This window comes from Arthrobacter sp. K41 (assembly GCF_059089645.1).
Genome location: NZ_JBNHEW010000005.1, coordinates 1 through 21,723, shown reverse-complemented (window position 1 = coordinate 21,723; position 21,723 = coordinate 1). Strand labels below are relative to the sequence as shown.

General features: G+C 61.1%; 15 protein-coding genes. 11 read left to right on the top strand and 4 right to left on the bottom strand.

Features of this window, described 5'->3' with window-relative positions:
* Positions 1-9: 9 nt before the first annotated feature.
* Positions 10-225: a helix-turn-helix domain-containing protein gene (locus AC5RTE_RS12685; protein WP_045729765.1), complete on the bottom strand. Its 216-nt coding sequence runs from the start codon at positions 223-225 to the stop codon at positions 10-12.
* A gap of 155 nt (positions 226-380) precedes the next feature.
* On the opposite strand from AC5RTE_RS12685, the gene AC5RTE_RS12680 reads away from it, so the two are divergent.
* Genes AC5RTE_RS12680 through AC5RTE_RS12665 form a run of 4 tightly spaced genes read left to right on the top strand, consistent with a single transcriptional unit; the run spans position 381 to position 8,738 of the window.
* Positions 381-1,025, top strand: a complete 645-nt coding sequence (locus AC5RTE_RS12680; protein WP_494041765.1) for a hypothetical protein — start codon at positions 381-383, stop codon at positions 1,023-1,025.
* Positions 1,022-2,329 (top strand): CpaE/TadZ family protein, encoded by a 1,308-nt coding sequence (locus tag AC5RTE_RS12675; RefSeq protein WP_494041764.1) that lies wholly within the window; start codon positions 1,022-1,024, stop codon positions 2,327-2,329. Before AC5RTE_RS12680 ends, AC5RTE_RS12675 begins: the two co-directional genes overlap by 4 nt.
* A 57-nt stretch (positions 2,330-2,386) precedes the next feature.
* Positions 2,387-7,240, top strand: a complete 4,854-nt coding sequence (locus tag AC5RTE_RS12670; RefSeq protein ID WP_494041763.1) for an NAD-glutamate dehydrogenase — start codon at positions 2,387-2,389, stop codon at positions 7,238-7,240.
* Positions 7,241-7,268: 28 nt separating this feature from the next.
* Positions 7,269-8,738, top strand: coding sequence for a sensor histidine kinase (locus AC5RTE_RS12665; RefSeq protein ID WP_494041762.1), 1,470 nt, complete (start codon positions 7,269-7,271; stop codon positions 8,736-8,738).
* Positions 8,739-8,828: 90 nt separating this feature from the next.
* On the opposite strand, the gene AC5RTE_RS12660 is transcribed toward AC5RTE_RS12665, so the two are convergent.
* Entirely contained in the window at positions 8,829-9,077 is a 249-nt protein-coding gene (locus AC5RTE_RS12660) for a WhiB family transcriptional regulator (RefSeq protein ID WP_015937605.1), read from the bottom strand.
* A 231-nt stretch (positions 9,078-9,308) separates the two neighbouring features.
* Here AC5RTE_RS12660 and AC5RTE_RS12655 point away from each other — a divergent pair, with 231 nt between their 5' ends.
* Positions 9,309-9,812 (top strand): hypothetical protein, encoded by a 504-nt coding sequence (locus AC5RTE_RS12655; RefSeq protein WP_494041761.1) that lies wholly within the window; start codon positions 9,309-9,311, stop codon positions 9,810-9,812.
* Between the two features lie 118 nt (positions 9,813-9,930).
* On the opposite strand, the gene AC5RTE_RS12650 is transcribed toward AC5RTE_RS12655, so the two are convergent.
* The gene (locus AC5RTE_RS12650; RefSeq protein WP_494041760.1) at positions 9,931-10,566 is read right to left on the bottom strand and encodes a hypothetical protein; all 636 of its coding nucleotides are present in this window, start codon (positions 10,564-10,566) and stop codon (positions 9,931-9,933) included.
* Between the two features lie 311 nt (positions 10,567-10,877).
* Entirely contained in the window at positions 10,878-14,072 is a 3,195-nt protein-coding gene (locus AC5RTE_RS12645; RefSeq protein ID WP_494041759.1) for an FtsK/SpoIIIE domain-containing protein, read from the bottom strand.
* A 220-nt stretch (positions 14,073-14,292) separates the two neighbouring features.
* On the opposite strand from AC5RTE_RS12645, the gene glf reads away from it, so the two are divergent.
* The 6 genes from glf to AC5RTE_RS12615 form a co-directional block, all read left to right on the top strand.
* A complete protein-coding gene (gene glf, locus AC5RTE_RS12640) occupies positions 14,293-15,480 on the top strand; it encodes a UDP-galactopyranose mutase (protein WP_494041758.1) in 1,188 nt (395 codons plus the stop codon).
* Positions 15,477-17,474 (top strand): glycosyltransferase, encoded by a 1,998-nt coding sequence (locus tag AC5RTE_RS12635; RefSeq protein ID WP_494041757.1) that lies wholly within the window; start codon positions 15,477-15,479, stop codon positions 17,472-17,474. The genes glf and AC5RTE_RS12635 overlap by 4 nt, the downstream gene beginning before the upstream one ends.
* The gene (locus tag AC5RTE_RS12630) at positions 17,474-18,340 is read left to right on the top strand and encodes an ABC transporter permease (RefSeq protein WP_494042019.1); all 867 of its coding nucleotides are present in this window, start codon (positions 17,474-17,476) and stop codon (positions 18,338-18,340) included. The genes AC5RTE_RS12635 and AC5RTE_RS12630 overlap by 1 nt, the downstream gene beginning before the upstream one ends.
* Positions 18,341-19,093: an ABC transporter ATP-binding protein gene (locus tag AC5RTE_RS12625; RefSeq protein ID WP_494041756.1), complete on the top strand. Its 753-nt coding sequence runs from the start codon at positions 18,341-18,343 to the stop codon at positions 19,091-19,093.
* Between the two features lie 92 nt (positions 19,094-19,185).
* Positions 19,186-20,247, top strand: coding sequence for an ABC transporter substrate-binding protein (locus tag AC5RTE_RS12620; RefSeq protein WP_494041755.1), 1,062 nt, complete (start codon positions 19,186-19,188; stop codon positions 20,245-20,247).
* Between the two features lie 313 nt (positions 20,248-20,560).
* A partial coding sequence (locus AC5RTE_RS12615) for a polysaccharide deacetylase family protein (RefSeq protein WP_494042018.1) occupies positions 20,561-21,723 on the top strand: 1,163 nt, incomplete at its 3' end.

Here is a 21,723-nt window from a genome sequence, read left to right as displayed (position 1 = left end):
CCGTGAGAGTCAGACCGACTTGGACTTTGATTCCTGAATCATCCGGCTTGCTTCGGCGTACCGCTCCTCGATGTACTGCTCAAGCATCTTTTCCTCGACCCGCCACTGCCCGCGGCCGCCGACCTGAATAGCCTTGAGCTCACCGCTTCGGACTAGGGCATATGCAGCCGGAGAATTAATCTGCAGCTGCTCGGCAACATCCGCGAGTGTAAGAAACCTGGGCATACACCCATTTTGCCCCACAACCGAGCGTTTTGCTGGTGTTATCCACAATTTGGCCTTGTTTGGCCTGATGACTTTTGTTCCTGCGTCCCTGCCGTAACAATGAGGGAGTCCGGACACACACAACAGTCGCGGTGCGCATAGGGGGAGAAACGGTAATGGTTCCTGAATCAGCTGCCACTGCGGCAAGGTTGAAACGGCCTTCATGGAAGGACCCCCGCTTACTGGTAGGTGTTCTCCTCGTGCTGGCATCCGTGGCTGGCGTCGTTGTCCTGGTGGGGAGCGCGGACCGGACCACGGAGGTTTATGCTGCCCGTGATGGCATCGCCGTGGGCGAAAAGCTGACCTCGGAAAACTTGGTCCGTGCCAAGGTGAGGCTCGGGGAGACCGAGGCGCAGTACGTCACGGCCGAGTCGGGCCTGCCGGAGAATATGGTGGCGGTGCAAAGGATTGGCAAGGACCAGCTCGTTCCCCGGGCAAGCCTTGGCGCAGTAGATGAATTGGACCGCAAGCCGGTTGCCTTAGCCATCGAGGAAATCTTGCCGGCGCAGGCGGTTGCAGGTGCCAGGGTTGATGTCTGGGTAGCCCAGCCGGATGCCCGAAACGGCTTCAGCGAACCGAAGCTTCTGCTGCCGGGAGCTGAAATAGCCGAGGTGACGGAAGGTTCAACAGCCCTTGGATCCTCCCGCACCACGGTGTTGATGGTGTTGGTGGAGGACAGCCAGATGCCCGCCCTGCTGGGCGCACAGGCAAACGAAGCGAAAATCTCTGTCGTGTGGAACCCCGGGGGCGGCACCCGATGAGTATTCCCGTCGTCACTGTCGGACAGAGCCGTGAGGACCTGGTTGGCGGCCTCGAACGCTTGCACGGTCCGGTTACCGTGGTTCGGAGATGTGCAGAACTGGCCGAGCTGCTGGCGGCATGCCAGAGCGGACTGGCACGGGCCGCCGTGGTTGCCGAGGGTTCCGAAGGCTTGACCGCGTCCCTCGTCGATCGGCTGGGAGCGGTCGGTGTCGCTATTGTCGCCCTGACCGATTCCCCGGAAGAGGCTGCGAGACTCCGGGGGATAGGAGTTGCCTCGGCCCTGACAGGCGTGGAATCAGCCATGCTATCCGACAGGATTACCGAGGCCGTGGCCCAGCTGACGGGCGGCGGGCAACTGGGCACGTACTGGAGTAATGCCGCCGATACCGGGGCTGCCCTCCAGCCCGTTCCGGCGAAACCGGAAAGCAGCCCCGACGAGCCCGGCCCGGGACGGATTATCGCTGTCTGGGGCCCTGCGGGGGCACCCGGGAGGACTATCGTAGCGGCGAATATCGCAGGCGAACTCACCGCCGAGGGAAAGACAGTCATCCTCGTGGACGCCGACAGCTACGGTGCGAGCATCGCGGCTGTGCTGGGCCTGATGGATGAGTCCGCCGGCCTGGCCCAGGCATGCAGGCTCGCAGACCAGGGGCTCCTGGATGCGGAAGCACTAAGAAAAGTAGCAACGCCAGTCACCACTAAACAGGGTACTTTCCGCGTCCTCACCGGGATCACCCGTGCAGACCGGTGGACGGAGCTCAGGGCCTCGGCACTGGCTCTCGTCCTGGAACGGGCGAAACAGCTTGCCGAGGTGGTTGTGGTGGATACCGGATTCTGCCTTGAGGCTGACGAGGAACTCAGTTTTGACACCATGGCCCCACGCCGCAACGCCGCCACTTTGCGCTCCCTCGAACTGGCCGACACTGTTTACGCTGTGGGCGCCGCGGATCCTGTCGGAGTGCCAAGACTCGTGCGGGGGTTGGCCGAGCTTGTGACCGCCGTTCCACAGGCTGCCCCCATTGTTGTGATGAACAAGGTGCGGGCCTCCTCGGTAGGCCGGAGCCCTGAACGGCAACTGCAGGAAGCATGGCAGAGGTTCGGACCGGCAACGGAGCTGAAAGCATTCCTTCCTGAAGACCGCACCGCTGCCGATGCAGCTCTGCTCCGAGGATCGCTGTTGCTGGAGGCTGCACCGGAGTCGCCCCTTCGCCGGGCCATTGCGGAGCTTGTTTGTGCACCCGCCCAGCGAAATGCAAAAAGCTCTGTATTTTCTTCCACAGCAGCCCGGAAGCTAAAAGACTAGGCTCGCGGTAAGAGCTGCAAGGAAGCAGCGAAAATCTTGTGATGGAGGCGTGTGTCGATGTCGTCTGGATCCAGCGTGGAGGATCAGCCCCTTTCCATTGAAGGCCAGGAAGGCTTCATCGGGGACTACTATCAACACCTAGCCGATGAGGATGCACGGAGCTATCCGGCAGACACCCTGACAGCGCGGGCGGAAGCGCACCGGAACGTGGCGTCGGTGCGGAAGCCAGGCCAGGCCCTCGTTTCGATTCTGGACGAGGAAGACAGCAGCGTGGTCTTCGTTGTCACGGACGACATGCCGTTCCTGGTCGACTCCGTCAATGCGGAGCTCGTCCGCCAGCATGCAGCCATCAGGCTTGTGGTGCACCCTCTTTTCGTGGCTACCCGTAACAGGGACACCGCGGCGCTGGTAAAGGTGAACAAGGTGCCTTCGCATCTGGGCATCTCCAGTGGTGATACCGCTGCCATGCCCAATCTGTCCCACCTCATAGCGCAGGGTGAAAACGCCTCGCATATGGAGTCCTGGATCGCCGTCGAAATCAACCGCGTTTCCGAGGAAGCGAAAGCAGCGCTGCTCGAAGGTCTGCAGAGGGTACTGAGCGATGTCCGTGCAGCCGTTGAGGACTGGCCGCAGATGCGCCAGAAAGCGCTGCAAATCGCGGAAAGCCTCGACAAGGTTGCGAACCCGGCGCAGATCGCGGAGCTCCGCCAGGCGAAGGACCTCCTGCACTGGCTTGACGACGGGAACTTCACGTTCCTGGGGTACCGCGAGTATGACCTCATCAACGTGGACGGGGAAGACGTCCTCGAGCTGCGTGAAGACAGCGGCCTCGGGCTGCTGCGCGCTGCGGCAGATTCTCCGCACATCCAGCACCTCACGGACACGGGCAGGAAAAAGGCGCGCGAAAAGCGCGCGCTCGTGATCACCAAGGCCAATTCCCGTTCCACCGTCCACCGCTCTGCGTACCTGGACTACATTGGGGTCAAGAGTTTTGACGCCGCCGGCAATGTCAACGGAGAGCGTCGCTTCATCGGACTCTTTGCCACCAGCGCCTACACCGGTTCCGTCCGGAATATCCCGATTATCCGGGAAAAGGTCGATGCGGTCCTGGGCAGCGCAGGTTTCCCTCCGGATTCCCACTCGGGGAAGGACCTCCTGGGAATCCTGGAAACCTACCCCAGGGATGAGCTCTTCCAGATCGAGGTCCCGGACCTCGCAGCCACAGCCCTCGGCATCCAAAAACTCCAGGAGCGGAGGCGGACCCGGCTCTTTTTGCGCCCGGACATCTACGGGCGGTTTATGTCCGCCGTCGTCTACCTTCCCAGGGACAGGTACACCACCAACGTCCGCCTCCGCATTGAGCAGGAACTACGCGAGACGTTCCAGGCCGTGTCAATCGACTATGAAGCGCGCATGACAGAGTCGGCACTCGCCCGGCTGTTCTTCCGTATCCGCCTGCCCAAGGGGGCGGATTTCAGCAACGTCAACACCGAGGAACTGGAGAAGCGGCTGGTGCGTGCCGCCCGTTCCTGGAGTGAAGGCATCGCGGAAGTCCTGCGGGAAGGGCGGGACGTTGCAGAGGCAAAGGAGCTGGCCGCCATCTGGTCGGAGGCCTTCCCCGCAAGTTATCGCGTTGACTACGAAGTTGAGGACGCCCTGGAGGACATCGCCCGCTTCGAAAGATACGGCGCGACGGCGGAACGGACTGCCGGCACCAAGCAGGAACGTCCCGGCGTCCATGTCTACCTCCCTGAAGGAGCGGGGGCGACACTCGAGGAGGACGCCCGCGTCAAGCTCTACATGCTGGAGCCCAAAAGCCTGAGCCAGATCCTGCCCTTCTTCCATAACCTTGGCCTGGAGGTCCTTGACGAGCGGCCGTTCGAAATCGAGACCGCGGACCGCAGGGATTTCTTCCTCTACGACCTGGGCCTCAAGTATCCGGCCGGAGTTGATCCTGTTTCCACCGGCCAATTGTTGGCTGATGCGTTCTCAGCCGCAGTCACCGGCGCCGCTGAATCGGACGCCTTCGACCGGCTCGTCCTGCGGGAGGGCCTGCAGTGGCGCCAGATCACGGTGCTGCGTGCCTACGCCCGCTACATGCGGCAGATGGGCAACGCCAACTCCTTCGGTTTCATGGCCGACACCTTGCTGGCCAATCCCGATGTGACGAAGGGGCTGAGCGCGCTTTTCGCTGCCCGCTTTGATCCTTCCCTGAACGAGGAAGAACGGCTGGAGGCGCAGGCGTCCGTCCGCGAGGGTCTGGCAGCGGCCATCGAAAAAGTTGCGACTCTTGACGCCGACAGGGTGCTGCGAACCTTCGTGAACCTCATCGAGTCCACGCTTCGGACCAACTTCTACCAGTACAAGCCACACCTGAGCTTCAAGCTCAACCCCGCAACAATTGAAGGGCTGCCCTTCCCCCGCCCCATGTTCGAAATCTGGGTCTATGCACCACGCGTCGAGGGCGTTCACCTCCGCTTCGGCAAGGTAGCCCGGGGCGGGCTGCGCTGGTCCGACCGCCGCGAGGATTTCCGCACCGAGGTGCTGGGCCTGGTCAAGGCACAAACGGTCAAGAACGCCGTCATCGTCCCCACCGGAGCCAAGGGCGGCTTCTTCGCCAAGCAGCTTCCCGACCCTACCCTCGACCGCTCCGCCTGGATGGCCGAAGGCATTGAAAGCTACAAAACCTTCATCCGCGGTCTCCTCGATCTCACTGACAACCTCGTCACTGGGGGAGACGGCGAAAGGCTGGTGCCGCCGTCGGACGTTGTAAGGCACGACGACGACGATTCCTATCTCGTGGTGGCGGCAGACAAGGGAACCGCGACCTTTTCCGACATCGCCAACGGCCTGGCGCAGGAATACGGGTTCTGGCTCGGCGACGCGTTTGCCTCCGGCGGGTCGGTTGGATACGACCATAAGGCGATGGGCATCACCGCGCGCGGCGCCTGGGAATCCGTGAAGCGCCACTTCAGCGAGCTCGACCTGGACACCCAGACCCAGCCCTTCACGGTGGTCGGGGTGGGCGACATGTCCGGCGACGTGTTCGGCAATGGCATGCTCCTCTCACGCCACATCCGGCTTGTCGCCGCCTTCGACCACCGCCACATCTTCCTCGACCCCAACCCGGACGAAGAAACCTCCTTCGTGGAGCGGCAGCGGCTGTTCGAATTGCCGAGGTCCTCATGGGACGACTACAACAAGTCCCTCATCAGCGAAGGCGGCGGCGTCTTCGCCAGGCAGGCCAAGTCAATTCCTGTTTCAGCCCAAGTGCGGGCCGCCCTGGGCCTTCCCGCTGAAACCACCGAGCTCAGCCCGCCGGAACTCCTGCGTGCAATCCTGCTGGCTCCTGCCGACCTGCTGTACAACGGCGGAATCGGCACCTACGTCAAGGCGAGCACGGAGACCAACGCTTCTGTAGGGGACAAAGCCAATGATGCCATCCGTGTTGACGGCAAGGACCTGCGCGTGAAGGTGGTGGGCGAGGGTGGAAACCTGGGGATGACCCAACGCGGCCGCATTGAGGCAGCTCTGCAGGGGGTCATTCTCAACACCGACGCCATCGACAACTCCGCCGGTGTTGACTGCTCGGACCATGAGGTCAACATCAAGATCTTCGTGGACCGGATGGTTGCTGCGGGGAATCTGTCGGCAGAAGAGCGTGCAGGTTTCCTTGCCTCCATGACCGATGAGGTGGGCCGGCTGGTGCTGGAGGACAACATCGACCAGAACATCCTGCTGCTGAACGACCGGACCAAGGTGGCAGAGTGGAGTCCCAGCTATGAGCGGCTGATGGACTGGCTGGAGAAAAAGGCTGACCTGAACCGTGAGCTGGAGGCGCTTCCCACCACGGCAACCCTGCGGGAACGGTTGCAGCAGGGACAGGGACTGACGTCGCCGGAGCTGTCCGTGCTGGCCGCCTACGCCAAGATTGAGCTGGCGTCCGCACTGCGGGACAGTGATTTGGCTGATGACCCGTGGTTCAGGAAAACGCTGCGGGCCTACTTCCCCGAGCAGCTGCGCGACCGGTTTGACGCGGAGCTGGACACCCACCCACTGCGGCGCGAGATCATCGCCACAGTCGTGGCCAACGACATGATCAACATGGGCGGCATTACTTTCGCTTTCAGGACCATGGAGGAAACTTCGGCCTCGGAAGTGGCTGTGGCCAAAGCGTTTGTTGCCCTGCGGGAGGTGTACGAGCTCGACGTAATGGTCGAGGAGCTGAACAACCTGCCGGCATCGTTCCCCACCGAGCACTGGAGTACCGTCCACCTGGACATCCGGCGGCTGCTCGATAGGGCCGTCCGGTGGCTGCTGGGGCAGGGCAGCGTTTCGCGGCCGATTGCCGAGGTCGTCGGTGAATTCAAACCCCTCGTGGATCCCATGCGCGCCCGCCTGCTGGACTACCTGCGCGGCGATGACCGGGACCGGGTTGCCGGCTGGCTGGAAAATGCGCGCGATTGGGAGCTGCCCGAAGGGCTCGCTCTCCGCTGGGCTGAGCTTTTCGAGAGCTTTGTCCTGCTGGACATCGCAAAGATTGCCCGCGTCCGCAAGGATCCCGTGGAGGAAATAGCTGCCGTCTACTACACCGTCTTCAACCGGTTCCACGCAGATTCGCTGTTGGAGCGCATCAGCAGCTTGCCGCGGCAGGACAGGTGGCAGGCGTTGGCCAGGGCAGCCCTGCGGGATGACCTGTACTCGACTATTTCGGACATGACGACCGCGGTGCTGGACGCCACCAGCGCAGCGCTCTCGCCGGAGGCGCGCCTGAAGGATTGGGAGGCCCTGAACGCGGAGCAGTTGGGCCGGGCCAAGAGCATGTTCGATGAGGTCAATGCGCTTGAAGCCGACGACATGGCCTCACTGTCGGTAGCATTGAGGCTCTTGAGGTCAATCGTTCGACGCTAGCGAGTCCGGCGTCGCAAATGGAGGTGCAGTGGCAATCTTTACGGACCCCATCAGGGAACATGCTGATTTCGGGCCGGGCGATGCCGAATGGCTGCACCTCCTGGTGGGGGACTGGCAGATGGTTGCGGACCTGGCGTTCGCGGACCTCGCCCTCTGGTTCCCCCACCCTGACCACGGCTATGTGGCACTGGCGCATGTCCGGCCATCCACCACCCATACGGTGTTCCACGGTGACTTCGTGGGGGATCCCATCCGCTCCGATCTCCAACCGCTGGTGGACAAGGCATGGAACAGCCGCTCTATTGAGCGTTCCAGTGAAACCAACTGGAACAGCGACATGGCGCTGCGGGTGGAGGCCGTTCCCATGGTGCGGAACGGCCGCACGCTGGCCGTAGTCACCACGCACATGGATCTCTCGAGCTCGCGTATGCCGTCCCGGCTGGAGCTGACGTACCGGCAATGCGCGTACGACCTTCTCAGGATGGGCACCCTGGGCCTGTGGCCGGACTTCGCGTCTCCCACGGGTTCCCGCCGCGGTGCCCCGCGTGTAGGCGACGGGCTGATCCGGCTCGACGCCGAGGGCATCGTGCAGTACGCCAGCCCCAACGGTGTCTCCGCTTTCCGGCGCCTCGGTGACGGGGAATCGCTGGAGGGGCGGTCGCTGGCGGAGGTCACGGCAAGCCTGCTGAAGGACCGGCGCATGGTTGACGAGACGTTGCCCCTGGTGGTGACCGGCCGGATGCCGTGGCGCAGCGAGATTGAATCGCGCGGGGTGAGCCTGTCCCTGCGCGCGATCCCGCTGCGGGATGAGCAGCAGCGCTTCGGCGCCCTGGTTCTCTGCCGGGATGTTTCCGAACTGCGACGGCGGGAAATGGAGCTGGTGACCAAAGATGCGACCATCCGCGAGATCCACCACCGCGTTAAGAACAACCTGCAGACTGTTGCGGCGCTGCTGCGGATGCAGTCCCGCCGCATGGTGAGCGACGAGGCGAAGCAGGGCCTGGAGCAGGCGATGCGCCGCGTGGCCACCATCGCGCTGGTCCACGAGACGCTGTCCCAAGGTCTGACGCAAAGTGTGGACTTTGACGAGCTGATCGGGCGGCAGTTCCGGCTCTCAGCAGAGGTCGCCTCGCCGTCGCAACAGGTCCGGACCGAGCGCTCCGGCATGTTCGGCGAACTGCCCAGTGACTTCGCCACACCCTTGGCCCTGGTCATCAATGAGCTGGTTACCAATGCCGTGGAGCATGGCCTTGAGGGGCGTACGGGAACAGTCTGGCTGTTGGCCGACCGCTCCGAAGGGGAAGAAGGCGGGGAAGAGCTGACTGTCACTATCGCCGACGACGGCGTGGGGCTTCCCGAGACGCCTCACGTTGAGGGGCTTGGCCTGCAGATCGTTCGTACCCTGGTGACCAGTGAGCTCGGCGGCACCATCCAGTGGCAGCCGCGCGAAGGCGGCGGCACTGCCGTTCAGATCCGTCTAAGCCTCGAAGCCAAATAGTCGGGGGACAGCAAAAGGCCCCGGCGGCAACCTTGCGGTTGCTGCCGGGGCCTTTTCTTGAAATTTTGTTGGCCGGTGTGCCTAATGGAGTCAGGAGGCCCGGCGGGCGCGGGCTGCCCGGCGCTTGAGTGCGCGGCGCTCGTCTTCGCTCATGCCGCCCCAGACACCGGCATCCTGGCCAGACTCGAGGGCCCACTGCAGGCAGGTGTCCACCACCGGGCAGCGGCGGCACACGCTTTTCGCTTCCTCAATCTGCAGGAGCGCCGGGCCTGTGTTTCCAACGGGGAAGAACAGTTCCGGGTCCTTTTCAAGGCACGCTGCGCGGTTACGCCAATCCATGCTGATCAGTTGCTCCAATTCTGGGAAAAGCTCTTTGTGAAATTATTCACTAGTAGCTACAAAGGAAAGGGGCCCGACAGGGCCCCGTTGGTCATCTGCATCAAGCCTGTCATGTTAACGCTGTGTAAACAAGAGGTAATAAGGCTTGAAATCCCGGGAACGCTGAGCGATGCATCACAGTAGCGGCAGCGGCCCTCACCACTGTCCGACTATGTCCGGTAGGGTGCCAATGTGTCAAGACCTCCCGAGTACCCCACCGACCCTCCGAGCGACTCAGGCAGCGCAGGCAAAGGTCCTGAGGAGGCTCCGCCGGGACCGCATACGCGTAGCACCCACGGGGGCCGGCCCCCGGCTGTCCTCGTGGTGGCGCTGGTTGTGGCGGCGGAGGCGACAGCCCTGCTGGCAGCCGCGGCCTGGTACGGCTACCAGTTGGCGGCCGGCAGTCCGGTCCTTTCATTTTGGGGCGCAGTCTTCACCCTTGTGCTGCTGCTGGCCTTCTCTGCTTGGTTGTTCGCGGTAGCTGTGTTCCTTTACCGGGGATGCCGCTGGACCAGGGCGGCCGCGCTGGTGGCGCAATTGTTTGCTTTGACCATCGGTTTTCCCACTCTGACTGGCGGTCTGCCTTTGGCTGGGTTGGCCATCCTGGTCCCGGCCGTTTGCGCCATCGTGCTGTTGTTCCATAACAAGGTCATCAGTTTTGCCTCCCGGACCGGAAGCACAACCCCGGCCCTCTGACCGCTTGTCCGGCAGCACCTGTGTGCGGGCCTGTCTGCATGTCCTGGCCGGCATCCTTCTGTGTCATCCCTTGAGAACTATCTGCCGTAAGTCTGGCTACTGGTTCTGGGGCGGTTCACTAGCGTTCCCGCGGATCATGCTTGGAGATGGGTCCAGCCCAGCCGACTTGGATATTGCGGGCGTGGCCCTGGGCGACGAGAACGCCCCTGCCGGGCGGTGCGCCGGCATCCACGTCGAACCTGATTCCAAAAAGATCACCATCCTGTAGTGAACGTGGTGCTAGCAGGAGTCCCGTCCCGGCCGAGCGGGAGTTTATGACCAGCGGCACACGTTGTATGAGCAAGGAGCTGTAGGACGCGGTGAGGGCCACGGGGTAACCCAAGGCGTGCATTTCCGATAAAACCCGGATGGCCTCGGCGGGGAGAAGATCGGCATCATCGGCCAACGCGACGGTTCCCTTTGGTGTTTCGCCTGCCGCTGCGGCGGCCAGTTCCCGCTGCCAGAAGTCAACCGGGTCCGTCCCGTCTTCCGGGAAGAGCCAAGGGCCGCCGCCGGGGTTCATCAGCGGCAGCGCGCGAAGGACATTGGTTTTTCCCGATCCAGATCCTCCGAGGACGGTGAAGACTCCTGCCACCGGCAGCCTGAAGGACATGGGGACTAGTTCATCACCGCCCACACCCACGAGGACCTCGCGCGGCGTGGTGCTGCCCCGCGCGGGTCTTAATTGGCGCCCACGGGTCAGGGCTTGTTCCATCCCGGGTGGCTCCGTGTTGGGACGTATTTCTGTGGCTTCCACCAAGGACGGCAATTGTTCAACTTTGAATGGGCGCGTACTTGCTGGGCAGCTCGAGTTTCCCGCACTACTCGCGCTTGCATGGCTGTCCTCGTCGTCCGCATTGTCCATGCTGGTTGTGTTGTTATTCATGCTCGCTGCTGGTCCGGACTCCCAGGACTGGTCAGGGGCGGCGCTGTACAGCTGGCAAGTGGCCGGACCGCCACGCGCGACGGGACCAAATGCTACGGCGCGGCCTCTAACCTCGGCCGTAGAGGGCATTCGGGGCCACGCTATCCGGCTGTCCGGATTTGAACCGGTGGGGAAGTAAAGCCGGTTGGGAAGTGCCGGGATGCCCTTGAGCTGACAAGTTCGCGGTCGCCGGAAACCAGCACAATGATCGCTGCACCTGCGCCGTCACGGGTCAGGTCCTGGACAAGTTCTTCGGCCCAGGACAAAGTCCCGGCACGGAATGCCGAAAGCCACGAACCCCAGCCAGCGATGACGAGGAGCAAAGGCACTTTGTCCTGTTCATGGGATTGGCTTTGCCGGCGTGACAGTTCCTTTTTCAGGCGTTCCAGCACGCGGACGGCCCGCCGCAGGTCGTGCAGCCCCACATACGCCCCGATACGGGGGTGATTCGCCGTGCGGTGAAGGGTACCCCCTGCATCCAGGATGTAGCCGTGCGCTTCAAAGGGGTGCGAAAGCACTTGCATCACTGCCAGTTCCAAGGCATCTGTGCCCCCGGAGGACGGGGCGCCGATGAGGGCCAAGTGACTGTCCTCAGCAGGATTCCACGTAAGTGGCGCCACTCTTTGCTGTTCCGGCAGGTCCAGCAGGCCGAGGATCATCGATCCTGCCACGCTCGTGCGACTGCCTGCCGGAGTTGCTGATATCGCCTCCTGGGGTCCCCCCAGATCCGGTGGGAGGGGACGGGCGACTGGTCGCCTAGGCCTCCGGCCCTTCCGCTCACACCAGAGGTCCTGCATCATAGCCACGAGTGGTGCTGCAGCCTGCGCGGGCGATTCGGCAGTGGCGACACTTTCAGAGCCACCCGTCTTGTCGAAGGCAAGACAATCGATGGCGGGCTGCACGGTGACGGCGGCGCTCGTGCCGAACGCGCACCGGGTTGGTCCCGCGGAAGCGGCCTGAAATTCCTGGGGAGCTTCCGTGCCGCGCGCCAGGAAGGCGCGCCCAGGGGCATCAATGCTGATGGCCGCCGCAACCTTGGAATTGATGATGTCCAACGACTCCATCTCTGACTGGACCCGAAGCGCAATGCTCGAGGTCACATTGGCCCGGATGTCCGCTGTCAGCGCTCCTTGCGGGCGCTGGGTGGCCATGACCAAGTGGATTCCCAGCGAGCGGCCAATGGCCGCTATCCGCATCAGTTCCCGAAGTACTTCTGGGGCATCGTCCACGAGCATGCGGAACTCATCGATGACGATGACCAGATGGGGAAGTGGGAAGTCATGTGCCGCAGGGGTGGACTCGTATGCCGCTAAGTCCGGCACCCGCGCGGTAGCCAACGCTTCCTCGCGCAGGCGGATTTCCGCACGGAGGGAAGTAAGGGTGCGTTCGAGCTCGTAGGCGGACAGGTCCGTCAGGAGCCCGACGCAATGCACCAGTTCCGCTAGGGGCCCGAGCCCGGAGCCGCCCTTGAAGTCGATGAACAGGAAATTAACCCGCTCCGGTGGGTGGCTGAGGGCCAAAGCCAGGGTGAGGCTGCGGAGGAGTTCCGACTTGCCGGAACCGGTGGTACCGGCGACCAGCAGATGGGGGCCGTCTGTCTGAAGGTCCAGAGTGCGTGGTCCGGTGGTACCCAGCCCTAGAGGAAAGTGAAGACGTTGTTCCCGGGCGCTGGCATTCCAGCGGGCGGCAGTTTCATGGGGTGAGAGCGGCAGCACGTCCTGGAGTGAGCACACTTCGGGGACAGCGGACTCCGCGCTTTCCCGTGGTTCCGGATGGGATGCCAGGTGCCGGCAGAAGCTGAGGAAGACACTTTCTGGTGCCAAGTCAGGGACAAAGGTTATGTTGCCGGCGGCGAGCCGCAGGAGTGATTTCTGCTCGGATAGCTCCACATCTGCACCCGCACCTTCCCCGGCCGCGAGGAACTCAAGGACCTGCCAACCGAGCGCCGCGGCACTTTCACAGATTGCGCCGTCGTCGCCCGCGGCCGCGGCAGCGGCAGGATCCAGCAGCAGGAGTACGCCGTGCCGGTAGTTCCGCCCGAAGCCCTCATCCAGGATGCGAAGTAAGTCCGGTACAGAAGGGGTGAGAGTGACAGCAGCTAAATACCTGGCGCCCAGAGGAAGTCGGTCTGCTTCCCCAAAGATGATGATTCGTGTGCCCTGGCCCCTGGGATAGCCCGCAAGCTGCATGACGAGCGAACGGACGAGGCCGTCCGTCTCTGCCTGTGGTCCGCGGAACGTGGTTTTGATGGATGCCGGGTCCAGCGATACAGGAACAGCGGCCAGGGTCGGAAGGTGGACGGAGGAGATGGAAGGCTCGACTTTCACGTTGGCGGGTTGCGGAGCCTCCCCAAGCCGCAGCCAGACTCTTTCCTCGGTGGAGCAAATAGGGTTGCGGCCCTGTCTCTGACTGACGACCAGCACGAGAACCGCAAGTGATGGGCCGGCCCGCCGTCGTCGCTTTTGGTCTTCTGCCATAGCGGCCATGACTGCTGTTGTCAGGTCGCGGCGCTGCCTGCGATGTGAGGCGAGGGGCACGAGGACAGACACCGCCGAGGCGGCAGCAAAGGCCAGGAACATCCACATGCCGGTGAGCACGGCAAGTCCTATCCCAACCAGCAGGGGAAGAATAGCGGCCAGTAGGAGGGCCGCCCTGTTGGCTGTATCCATTCGGCCGGGGACGGTGAAGGGCTGACGGGTGGAGGCACCGGCGTCGGCAAGTTCTTTATCCGTTACATCCATGAAGACCAGCGACATGCTTGTGTTGCCGCAGGTGATGATTGAGCCTGTGGAAATGACGGCGACGCGGACCCGTTCGCCGTCGATGCGGATGCCGTTAGCGCTGTCCAGGTCGATAATCATGATGGCTGTGTCTGTAACGTCGAGGCGGGCGTGTTCCCGCGACAGTTCTGGGTCGGGGATCACGATGCGGGTGCCGCTTCGCCCAATTGAGTAGGAACCCCGCCGCAGCGGGACAACGGTGCCCGCTCCCACGCCGGTGTGGACCGCCAGTGCGAGGTGCGCGTCCTCGGCCCTCGCCCGCTGTTGAACTTTGCGGGCATTCCGCTGGGTAGGCCCATCGACAAGGACGGCGCCGTTAACCAAGGGGGCCAAGTTCACGGTCATCAAGCGGATGTCTTCGCCGTTGATAGTGACCGGCCCTGTTCCGAAGTGCTGAATCAGCTGGGCATGTACATGTTCACCGGTGGTCCCCTCAGGTGCATCTATGGTCAGCTCCCGGGGTAGTTCCTGCAGCCCCGCACTTGGGCTGCGGACCAGCGTGCAATGAAATTTCATGGGTACGAATCCTTACGGCCTTTTCGCCCACGCTAGTGAGCGCTGCAACGCGTTGCCTGGATCAGTGTTTGTATGTGGACAAGCACCGACGCCGCTTGATGAGGATCACCACAAACGCCTTGGTCGCGCTTGATTCGACGGGCGCCATAGTGCCTCGGGTAGGCTAGAGCAGCAGACAATGCGCACCATTGCGCTGCCCGCATTCAAACCAGGAGATTTTGTGACCGCTGACCTTGTCATCGTAGGGTCCGGCTTTTTTGGCCTGACAATCGCAGAGCAGGCCGCTACTGAGCTCGGCTTGAAGGTTGTCGTTATCGACCGCCGCCACCACATCGGCGGCAATGCCTACAGCGAAAAAGAAGAGCAAACGGGTATCGAGGTGCACCGCTACGGTGCCCACCTGTTCCACACCTCCAACGAGCGCGTGTGGGAGTACGTCAACCGGTTCACCACCTTCACGAACTACGTTCATAAGGTCTATGGCGTGCACAAGGGCGAGGTTTACTCCCTGCCTATCAACCTGGCCACCATAAACCAGTTCTTCCGTGCCAACTTGACTCCTGGCCAGGCCAGGGACCTCATTCAGGAGCAAGCCGGTGAGCTTGCGGGTACCGATCCGCAGAATCTTAATGACAAGGGCATTCAGCTGATCGGGCGGCCGCTGTATGAGGCATTCATCAAGCACTACACCGGCAAGCAGTGGCAGACGGATCCAAAGGACCTGCCGGCGGGCATCATCTCGCGGTTGCCTGTTCGCTACAACTACGACAACCGGTACTTTAATGACAAGTACGAGGGTCTCCCCACAAACGGTTACACCGCGTGGATCGAAAAGATGGCCGAGCACCCGAACATCGAGGTCCGGCTGAACACCGACTTCTTCGACGAGTCGCACGAGTTCAGCAAGAACAAGGTCGTGGGCAACATCCCGGTAATCTACACGGGCCCGGTTGACCGTTACTTTGACTACGCCGAAGGCGACCTCTCATGGCGCACCATCGACTTCGAGGAGGAGGTTCTCGAAGTGGGGGACTTCCAGGGCACATCAGTAGTGAACTATAACGACGACGACGTGGCGTACACGCGCGTTATCGAACCTCGCCACTTCCACCCGGAGCGGGACTACCAGACGGAAAAGACCGTAATCATGCGCGAATTCTCACGCTTCGCGGAGAAGGGCGACGAGCCCTATTACCCCATCAACACCTCCGCCGACCGGGACCGGTTGCTCAAGTACCGCGACCTGGCGGCAGCAGAGAAGGACGTCCTGTTCGGCGGACGCCTGGGTACCTACAAATACCTGGACATGCACATGGCCATTGGGTCCGCGCTCAGCATGTTCGACAACAAGATCCGGCCGCATTTTGAAAGCGGCGCAAAGCTGGAAAGTGGAGGCGTGGACGCATGAGCGTGTCCGTGGACTTCGAGCTCCAGAGGGTCGTTTTTCCTCCCCCTGGCGAGTTCGATGCCATCGAATTATACGTAGACGCGGGAAGCGCGCTGGGACTTCATCTTGTTGAGGACGACAGCCTCTACCGGAACCCCAAACTGCCCGAGAATAAACTTCACGTCGTGGGTTCCAGCCCTGTCGAGGCCCACCATGAAGACTTTCTGTCCCGCACCTCTATGAAGGTAAGGCCCGGACAGCACGTCTCTTTCGCTACGTACTTTAACGCCTTCCCTGCCAGTTACTGGCGTCGGTGGACCACTGTCAGCTCTGTACAGTTGAAGGTTGTAGCAGAAGGCACTGGCAGCGTGATTGTATTCCGCTCGAATGCCCGCGGTGTCCCGCAACGATTGCAATCCATCCGCGTCAACGGCCGTCAGGACATAGAGCTGGATTTGCCGTTGGAGATGTTCGGTGATGGGGGCTGGTACTGGTTCGAAATGGTTGCCGGTGACTCGGAGCTGAGCCTGATAAGTGCATCCTGGTACACAGGGAATGAGCCTGTAATCGCTACTGGCGAGTCGACTACGATTCAGATCACCACAATGAACAAACCCGACTTCTGTATCGCCAACGCCAGAATCCTCGCTGCCAACCCTCATGCTCTCCGAAGCGTGAAGGAAATCCTGGTAGTAGATCAGGGCACTAAAAAGGTCCGGGACGAGCCGGGGTTCGAAGAGGTGCAACAACTCCTTGGGGACAAACTCCGAGTAGTGGAGCAGGACAATTTGGGGGGCTCCGGTGGCTTTTCCCGGGGAATGGCCGAAGCGGTTGATAATGGCAGCGAATTCGTCCTGTTGCTGGACGACGACGTGCTGGTTGAGCCGGACAGTATCGAGCGGATCATTGCTTTTGCCCGGTTCAGTAGGAAACCGACCATAGTCGGAGGCCACATGTTTGACCTCTACAGCCGCACTACTCTTCATACATTTGGTGAAGTCGTGGACCCCTACAGGCTGAGTTGGGTCAGTCCAGACACAGATGTTGAATATCGGCATGATTTCCGGCAACGGAATCTTCGCCAAACGCCCTGGATGCATAGGCGTGTTGATGTGGACTTCAACGGCTGGTGGATGTGCCTTATCCCTACGGCCGTCATTCGCGGGATTGGCCTTTCTCTTCCACTGTTCATCAAGTGGGATGACGCCGAGTATTCCTTGCGGGCCAAGGAAGCCGGGTTCCCCACTGTCTCGCTCCCGGGAGCTGCTCTCTGGCACGTTTCCTGGATAGACAAGGATGATTCCTTGGGCTGGCAGGCATACTTTCACGAGCGCAACCGCCTTATTGCTGCTTTGATCCACAGCCCGTTCCCCAAGGGGGGACGCGTGCTCCGTGAATCCTTCCAGAACAACGTCAAGCACCTGATTTCCATGCAGTACTTCGCACAGGAAGCCCGCATCATGGCGCTCCGTGATGTGTTGCGAGGTCCTGGACAGCTACACGCTGAGTTGCGATCGAAGTTGGCGGAGGTCAACAAGCTACGTTCCCAGCACCCGGAAGCTCAGATCCGCACGGATGTTGATGACTTCCCTGCTGTCGGTCTGGCCCGGGGTGGCCGGGGCGGCGCTGCCCCCGTAATGCCAGCCAAGAAGGACCTGCCGAAGTGGGCAGCAAAGACTGTGCTTCGCCAAGTATTCAGAAGGCCGGAACCCCAGAGTTTGGAGCGTCCTCAGGCTCACCTTGCGCACCGGGAGAATAAGTGGTGGACCCTTTCCTCATACGACAGCGTCCTCGTTTCAAATGCCGAAGGCACTGGAATATCCTGGTACCGACGAAATCCCCAACTCTTGAAAAAGAAAATGTTGGAGGCCTCGCAATTGCAGGCCCAGTTGTTCCGACAGTGGGAAACCTTGGCGGCGGAGTACCGTAAGGCAGTACCCGACATAACCTCCCTTGAGTCATGGCAGGCGACATTCAAGTCCTCTGTGCGCGCTTCTTCAAAGGACCGCGGTTGATGGCTCAGAGTGAGGAGCTGATCAAACCAGGCAGTGGGCGGGGCCTGCTGGATGTGTATGCCAATCGCTTTTTGCTAAAGCTTCTTGTGCGCAAGGAAATCAAGATCCGCTATCGAGGATCAGCACTGGGTCTGTTGTGGTCCTATATGAAGCCCCTTATGCAGTTCCTTGTCTACTTTGTTGCTCTGGGCATATTCCTGAACCTGCAACATGGCACCCCGAATTACGCGATTTATCTTTTCTCTGGAATTGTTTTCATTAACTTCTTCACAGAGGCTCTTGGCAATTCCACCCGATCTATAGTGGACAACAGGGACCTTATTCGAAAGATTTACCTTCCCCGCGAACTCTTCCCTGTCGCAACAGTCTGGGTATCTGCTGCGCACTTTCTTCCCCAAGCTGCAGTACTTGTCGGGGCGTGCCTGATTGCAGGATGGACGCCCTCGGTCCTGCAATTGGTGGCTGTTCTGGCGGCCTTTGTCATGGTGTCGGTCCTGGCCACCGGCCTCGGGCTTTTGTTCGGTGCCGCTAACGTCTACTTCCGGGATTCCGAGAACCTCGTCGACATGATGCTCATGATCGTTACCTGGGCGTCGCCGGTGCTTTATGTCTGGACAATGGTGGAGCGGGTGATGGGCCCCTGGTTTTGGGTTTATCAGCTGAACCCTCTCACGGTTGGGGTTGAGATATTTCACTGGGCCTTCTGGTATCCAACTCTTGACCCTGATCAGGTGCCGCTGGTTACACTGCCGCCCGACCTTGTAACGCATTGGTTGCCTGTGGCATTCTGCATCTCTCTTGTCATTCTCTTTGCAGGCCAAGTTGTGTTTCGTAAGCTGGCCACCCACTTCGCTCAGGAGCTCTAGTTGGTCGACATTGATAACAGGGCAATTAGCTGCGTTGGAGTTCGTAAACAGTTTGTCCTTCGACATACCCGCTCGATGAAGGAAGCGCTTGTTTGGTTGATGCGCGGCCGAAAAGGTGACCTGTCCAAGAAGTTTGACGCCCTGAAGGATGTTTCCCTCGATGTCCAGCACGGTGAAACGGTAGCCCTGCTTGGACTGAATGGTTCGGGCAAATCAACGCTTTTGAAGCTTATCTCCGGAGTGCTGCAACCCGACAGTGGGACAGTCCTGACACGGGGGCGCGTGGCGGGCCTTATTGAAGTTGGTGCTGGCTTTCATCATGATCTCAGCGGCCGCGATAATGTCTATCTCAATGGCGCCATCTTGGGAATGACAGAAGCCGAAATAGATGAAAAGTTTGAATCAATTGTCAGCTTTTCTGAAATCGGTGAGTTCATAGATACCGAAGTAAAGTTCTACTCTTCGGGAATGTATCTGCGCCTGGCTTTTTCCATTGCCGTACACACCGATCCTGAGGTTTTCCTCATAGATGAGATCCTAGCGGTAGGAGACGAGCCGTTTCAGCGCAAGTGCATAGCGAAGATCAAAGAACTGGCCGCGAGGGGTAAAACCCTTTTTGTTGTTAGCCACGATCTTGACCTCGTATCCACCATTTGTGAGCGCGGCGTGCTGCTGCAGCACGGTCACGTCGTTATGGACGGTGAAGTTCACGATGTTGTAGCCGAACTGCGAAACCGTTCCAGGGCTCAGTAGCCACAAGCTCCAACACTGAAGCTGCCAGCAAGAATTAGCAAGCGCCCGTGGAGGTTTTCCTCCGACCTACGGGGCATGATCGGAGAACCACCATGCAGGAAAGCGCAGCCGGGTTGGCGCAAAATCTCACACGTCGATCGTTGCTGGCAGCGATTGCTGCGTCGCCCTTGCTGCTCGGCGGGTGCGTGGGAAATGCGGACACGCAGGCTGGTCCTTCCGAAACGGCGACTTTTCCGGTCACGGTCACCCATGCCTTCGGGTCCACCAGCATCGGCTCGGCACCTGCCCGCATAGCAACACTCGGTTACGCCAGTCACGATGTGTGTATTGCCTTAGGCGTAGTGCCGGTGGGAGTGCCACAGTACGAGGCGCGGGGGTTTGGCACCAGCCTTTGGTTCAATAAGGCGGTAACCAGCATGAACGCCGTCATGCCCGTTCAGTACAGGTACGACGACGAAGATCTTCCCTTGGATGCGCTGGAATCGGTGAAACCCGACATCATCCTGGCGGTGAATTCGGGAATAACAAGAGAACAGTACGAAGACCTCACCAAAATTGCACCAGTCGTGGCATTTCCCGGCCAACCGTTTGGGACAGACTGGCAAACAACGACAACTACGGTCGGAAGGGTCCTCGGAAAACCGGAGGCAGCGCGCGAGCTAGTTGAAGGAATTCTGGAGGACATCGCAAAGGCGAAGTCCAGCTACACCGATCTGGAAGGATCAACTTTCCTCTATCTCGGTGCGAGCACGGCGCCGGGTGCGGACTTTGAGGTGTACGACTACGACTCCAACCAAGTTCGGATACTGGAAGAATTTGGCGTGGTCCCCGCCCCTGTCCTGCAGAAAGTGGTGGCTGAAGGGAAAAGGAAGGCGGTTGACTCTGGCACGGGTCCCTTCCTGTGGGAGTCACGCCGCGCAGCCGAACTTCAAGCTGACATTTATGTCGTAGCCGTCTCCGATAAGAATGGAATCGTGGAAGACGGCGTCTTGGACAGATTACCCGGGGCAGAACGTAAGTCATTAGCCCTCCTCCAAACTTCCGACGACGCGCTCGCGCTGGCAGAGGCATCGCCGTTGGGGGTTAAGTGGGCAACGTGGACTGTCCTGCCCGAGCTCGCCAGGGCCGCCTACGAGGCCAAAAAAGCCAGCTAAGGCGTCGACCACAGCCCCAGGCAGATTCCTCGATCGCTTCGCGCGGTCCTGCGGACTTGTGGTGTATTGCCGGTAACGAGGCAAAGCCCGGGTGGGCCATGCTGGCCCGGTGCCGGGCAGGTAGCTACTAAGCGGGAAAACGCGTAGTCCCTACTGTAGCCGCGCGGGCCGGCCGGGGATTACGGTGGCGGATGCACGACGGCAGACCGCCGACCGTGGCTCCCGCAGTAGCCGAGGGTAATCAGCGGGCCAAAGGTACGACTGTCTGCCGGCAGGGGAAACCAAGACGGCCGGGTGAGGACGGGTGGAAGTCATGAAGCAATTCTGGGTTTTCGGGGCTGCCGGTCCGCTCACGAATGACCGTCCGCCGTCCTTGCAGTCCTCGTCGGGCGCGGCCAAGGGGAGAAACGGCAAAAGACCACCAACAAACCCCTGGTTCGCGGTCCCGCTCTCCTTCGTGCTGGTGCTTTGCGGCGCGTCTCTCTGGGCCGGCCCGGCCGCCCAGGCGGTCGACGAGGGCATGGTGAGCGTGACCTTTGACGACGGGTGGGCCAGTCAGTACGAAAACGCGCTTCCCGTCCTGAACAAGTACGGGGTACCGGCCACGATGTATATTTCCTCGGCACTGGTCAACGCGCAACCGACTTACATGACACAGGCGCAGATCCAGGCATTCGCCAACCGCGGCGACCAAATCGCGTCCCACGCCGTCAGCCATGCGGATCTGACTACCCTTACCCCCCAACAGCTCGATGACGAGCTCGGGCGGAGCAAAGCGGCCCTGCAGCAAATGTTCGGACCCTCAGCCGCAGTTGATTTCGCCAGTCCATACGGCGCGTCCAATTCAACGACCACCTCGGCGGTCCAGAAATACTACGCCACGCAACGCAACACGAACGTCGGGTTCAACGCCCAGGCGAGCTTCAATCCGTACAACATACTCGTGCAGAACATTGTTTCAACTACTACTGCCGCCACGGTGCAGGGCTGGGTTAATACCGCGAAAGCTGACAATACTTGGCTGGTCCTGGTGTACCACGAGGTAGGAGCTAACCTCGGTGCCGGCATTTACCATACGGACACTGCCGTGCTCGACGCGCATATGGCGACGGTGAGGAACAGTGGGCTGCCTATGGTCACGGTCCGCCAGGGCGTCACGGCGTTCAACTCTCCGGGATCGCCAACGACTCCGGCTGCTGCCGCTAGTGCCATTGCTGCGGTAGCGGCAGCAAACCCGGGCCTTGGAGCGGCCACCGGTGGCATACTCTGTGGGCTAGTCAACGGCGGCTGCTACCAGATGTACGAAGGCGGCGCCATTAACTGGTCGCCGGCTACTGGGGCGCATTATTCGGTTGGTGCGATCCGCCAGGCGTGGGGGCGAACCGGTTTTGAGCGGGGGCGTCTTGGTTACCCGACCTCTGATGAGGTTGGCGGCCTCATTAACGGCGGCGTTTACCAGCTTTATCAAGGCGGCGC